The sequence below is a fragment of the Nostoc sp. CHAB 5715 genome (genome assembly GCF_020829685.1).
Taxonomy (GTDB): Bacteria; Cyanobacteriota; Cyanobacteriia; order Cyanobacteriales; family Nostocaceae; genus Nostoc.
In genome coordinates, this window is sequence record NZ_JAIVFR010000747.1 from 1 (window position 1) to 3,834 (window position 3,834).

Here is a 3,834-nt window from a genome sequence, read left to right on the forward strand (position 1 = left end):
TGTTTGAGAACCTACAGAACTGTTTACCAAATGGTATCAACATAGAATTGGAGGATCTAGCAAAAGCTATGTTTGTTCCTACCAGAGGAGCTAAGAACTATATCCTTTGGCACGAAGATGGAAAAATCACCACCAAAGGTTCGTGGCGTAAACGCGATCGCTCTCGCCTTGAGAAGCAGTTTCCTTTGAACTATCTCACTCAATATCTAGAGTCGAAAGTCAGCGCCGAGAAATACTACCAAGAACTGACAAAAATCATTGCCTCTGGGGAATTTCCACTTGAGGAATTACAAATCACACGCAAAATCAAAAAAGGCGAAAAGACTCTTCTTGCTCTTGGCAATACTGGTGATATCGTCACTTTCTATCAGGGGTTGCAAGGAATTACCAACTCTGCCTCATATTCGAGTAGCTACTATTTAGGGATGATTGCCAATAAACGAGATGAAATTCTCTCAATCATCGAACCACAATTATATAGCAAATTGGGAGTACAGCTAAGTCTTTTCTAGTCTCAAATTACCACTAATACAACTTTAATTAACAGGGCAACACATGACAATTTGTGTTGCCTTTACTATAGCAATCCTAAGTGATTCATGAGAAAAAACTCTTTTTATAAAAAAGAACTCAGGAGTCATAACTCAGTATAAATTCTGTGCGAGTGGCAAATGAGTATTGGTTAAAAACCTTGTCCCTTCATGGGCGAAACCAGTATTAAAGACTCTCCTTCCTAAAACTCTATCCCTTTATGGATCAATACGGTTCAGTTAAGCATTTCTTCCTTCTCTCTGTGTTCTCTGCGCCTCTGCGGTAGCCTGCGGCTTCGCCCTTGGCGTTCTCGTAGAGTAGCCGCTCCGCGTCTACGTTAAAAAAATTGACTTTCACAAAGTGCTATTTGTTATCTGCAACAATTTTTATGAAAAAATCACAGTCCAAAAGAAAAGCCAAACCTCGCCTTAACAACAAGCAGAAAGCATGGGTAAACAAGTTTCATGAAAAACATCCAGAGGCTAAAGTCAGAGAAATATATGAGGGTTTATCCGGGGATAGAATTGTCACTATAGAATGGACAGAAAATCTGCCAGCCATTACGTTACCAGAATGTCTAGATAGAGGCAGTGGGTGGATTTTCCATACACTTCGAGTCAAGCTAAGAGTATTTGGCGACCCCAGATGCGAGGCAGAGTATGAACATCGCATCATCTATCCTCATTGCAATCTTCATAGTAAGATACATTTGTCTCCTAAAGGACAACTATCTCTGACAATATCTCAAATTCTCAACATCAAGTCACCCCAAAACCCAGTTAAATTAAAATCAAAAAATCGTCAATCAACTTCTAATAAAAAAAGAAAAATACTACAGTTAAAACTGCCATTGTTTGGAGTAGCTGCTCAACTCCATCATATCAATTTATCTAAGGGGGAAACTGTAGAGTCTGAGCAAGAACTGTTACTGGCTACCATATCTCATCGAGACTTAGATACTGGAAAGTCAGTCAGATTACCAGCAGCGATTGTGGAAATTCTCAAGTCAAAGAAAGCCAGCCTCAAGGAATGGGAAGATGCCATTTCTTTATATCAGGTAGGAGGCCCAACCTGTATTCTACAATTCCTTGAAGGACTTGACACTATCCGTCAACATTTTGGTACTGTACAACGCCTTCAACTCCAAGACTACACACAAAAATCTGTAAGTAAAGAAGTACGAGACGAAGTAAAAATTGTTGAATCTGAACCAGAGCGAAATACTTAAAAAGTGGGATGTATTTCCTTCTCCTCCTTGGGTAGTGGAATTATTGATAGAAGCATCCAACATTGAGTCAAATAGTTTAAGTTTAGAGCCATCTGCTGGATTTGGTAATTTAGCCATTGCTATGCGAGAGTCTGGGACGATTTTAGAAGTAATCGAACCGATTATAGAACTTCAGACTATCCTCACTCTCCAAGGATTTACTGTTATCGGCTCAGATTTACTCAGTACATATAATCTCCATAATCGCTATCACAGCATCATACAAAATCCCCCTTTCTCTCAACAAATCTCCCATATAAAAAAGGCTTACCATTGTCTCTCTTCAGGTGGCAGACTTGTGTCGTTAGCTAGTAATACTCCTTGGCAATATAACAGCAGTTTTTACAAGCAATTTCGTCATTGGCTGACCACAGTTAATGCTCAAGTGGAGGAATTGCCCTGGGGATTGTTTGTGAATAGCGATCGCTACACAGAAGTAGAGTGCTGTCTAATCACAATCGACAAATTATAAGTGCATTCATCACCCTGAAAACAAATTACAAAAATTTACCCAGATAAATATGCAGGCTAAGACTAAATCAGCAGTAATTGCAGAAGCTGCAAGAATTATTGCGACTCATCATCCTAACCAAAGAAGCTATTTAAGCAGATGGGAAACTTGGAGAACTGCATTTGATTGGTTATGCAGAGATATTCCAGAGAATCAGGCATTGGAAGCAGCAAAAACAATAGTTGGATATGTGCAGAATATTTTGGCGCAAAAGCGCAAACCGATGCGAAAAAGACGGACTAATCGTAAATACATAGCGCGTTCGTCAGCTACTAAACAATAAGTACTATGCCAGAAATTCAACAACTGAACAAACTCGAAAAACTTCTCAATAGCTTTGGTGTACATTGCAATCCCCGACAAACATCTCAAGGCGAAATTAGTCTGCCAATTTTATATCAGGGAGATAGATTCCATGCCATTCTCTCCTGTATGGGAGGAACCCCAACAGAAGAATGGTGGGGTCAATGCAGTGCTACAGTGCGAAGCAGGATTAGAGAGCATTTTCGAGCATTTCTAACTGTTGATTCTTTATAGAAATCTACAGCACTCCTTTCTGGGGTGCTGCATATTTTTTTATAAATCCAAATTTCCTTTTCTAGCAATATTTCTCCTAAAATCACTCTGTTTGACTGAAGGATTTTCTAAAATTGCAAATAGTTTGCTCACTCCACTGACAACTCACCCACCACTAAAACTTTCAACTCTGTCACCCGCTTAAAAGCTGCATCATTGGTCAAAAAAGCCTCACAACCAGCAATTATTGCCGCCGCCACCTGCAACGCATCGGGTAACTGAAGGTTATAACGCACCCGAATTCTCGCAGCTTCTCGCGCAATAGCAGCATTAATCTCCACAAAAACTACTTCATCTTGCTGCAACACATCGACAAAAGCCTGCTCTAAATCCGCTAACCCCAGACGGATAGCACCCACCAAACACTCTGATAACGTTATTCCAGATGCTACTGCTGTAATGTCAGCTTCTAACCGATCAAAAATTGGATCGACTAAATCCACAAACTGTGGATTGCGTTCTACAAAATAAATTACAGGTGCTGTATCGAGAAATAAGCGAGAAACTCCAGTTAACGCATCACTAATCCTCATTCCTCTCCTCGCAGCAACCGTTCTCGATGCTCATCTCCTTCCCGTCGAGTCCGCGAAACCCATTCCTGAGCATCCTCACCTAATAGCGGATAGGGAGCCATACCCTTCAAATCGCTCCACTTGCGTTTTGGTTGCGCTTGGGTGATATGTTTCTTCACACGTTCCACCAAATGCCCCATCACCGTCAATTGCTCTTCTGGAGTCAGTTGCTCAATCTCGCTTAAAATTTTTTCAAGTGACGGACTCATTAACTTAACCGTTGTCAACTGCTGTAAATTTTAGCGTCTTTACTCCTGTAATGGGCTGTGGAAGGAACCCCAACAGAAGAATGCTGGGGTCAATACGATCCCACAGTGCGAAGAATTAGAGAGCATTTTCGAGCATTTATAACTGTTGATTCATTATAGAAATATACA

6 protein-coding genes and 1 pseudogene are annotated in these 3,834 nt (G+C 40.6%); 5 read left to right on the forward strand and 2 right to left on the reverse strand.

The annotated features are described in order from the left end of the window. The 5 genes and pseudogenes from LC574_RS30450 to LC574_RS30470 all read left to right on the forward strand — a co-directional run. Nucleotides 1-512, forward strand: a pseudogene (locus LC574_RS30450) (DNA polymerase I); the annotation flags it as partial. Between the two features lie 407 nt (nucleotides 513-919). Further along, nucleotides 920-1,759: a hypothetical protein gene (locus LC574_RS30455; protein ID WP_229457330.1), complete on the forward strand. Its 840-nt coding sequence runs from the start codon at nucleotides 920-922 to the stop codon at nucleotides 1,757-1,759. Then, nucleotides 1,731-2,270, forward strand: coding sequence for a methyltransferase (locus tag LC574_RS30460; RefSeq protein WP_229457331.1), 540 nt, complete (start codon nucleotides 1,731-1,733; stop codon nucleotides 2,268-2,270). The genes LC574_RS30455 and LC574_RS30460 overlap by 29 nt, the downstream gene beginning before the upstream one ends. Nucleotides 2,271-2,319: 49 nt before the next feature. After that, a complete protein-coding gene (locus LC574_RS30465) occupies nucleotides 2,320-2,592 on the forward strand; it encodes a hypothetical protein (RefSeq protein ID WP_229457332.1) in 273 nt (90 codons plus the stop codon). 5 nt (nucleotides 2,593-2,597) lie between these two features. Further along, the gene (locus LC574_RS30470) at nucleotides 2,598-2,846 is read left to right on the forward strand and encodes a hypothetical protein (RefSeq protein WP_229457333.1); all 249 of its coding nucleotides are present in this window, start codon (nucleotides 2,598-2,600) and stop codon (nucleotides 2,844-2,846) included. Nucleotides 2,847-2,974: 128 nt separating this feature from the next. Here LC574_RS30470 and LC574_RS30475 read toward each other — a convergent pair whose 3' ends face one another. Continuing rightward, nucleotides 2,975-3,418, reverse strand: a complete 444-nt coding sequence (locus LC574_RS30475; protein WP_229457334.1) for a type II toxin-antitoxin system VapC family toxin — start codon at nucleotides 3,416-3,418, stop codon at nucleotides 2,975-2,977. After that, complete coding sequence (locus tag LC574_RS30480; protein WP_229457335.1) at nucleotides 3,415-3,666, reverse strand: hypothetical protein; 252 nt, start codon at nucleotides 3,664-3,666, stop codon at nucleotides 3,415-3,417. The genes LC574_RS30475 and LC574_RS30480 overlap by 4 nt, the downstream gene beginning before the upstream one ends. Nucleotides 3,667-3,834 lie beyond the last annotated feature (168 nt).

Bases quoted from the DNA above. Each gene is read 5' to 3' on its own strand.
- LC574_RS30465 (WP_229457332.1), top strand. From the start codon at position 2,320: ATGCAGGCTAAGACTAAATCAGCAGTAATTGCAGAAGCTGCAAGAATT.
- LC574_RS30475 (WP_229457334.1), bottom strand. From the start codon at position 3,418: ATGAGGATTAGTGATGCGTTAACTGGAGTTTCTCGCTTATTTCTCGAT.
- LC574_RS30455 (WP_229457330.1), top strand. From the start codon at position 920: ATGAAAAAATCACAGTCCAAAAGAAAAGCCAAACCTCGCCTTAACAAC.
- LC574_RS30480 (WP_229457335.1), bottom strand. From the start codon at position 3,666: ATGAGTCCGTCACTTGAAAAAATTTTAAGCGAGATTGAGCAACTGACT.
- LC574_RS30470 (WP_229457333.1), top strand. From the start codon at position 2,598: ATGCCAGAAATTCAACAACTGAACAAACTCGAAAAACTTCTCAATAGC.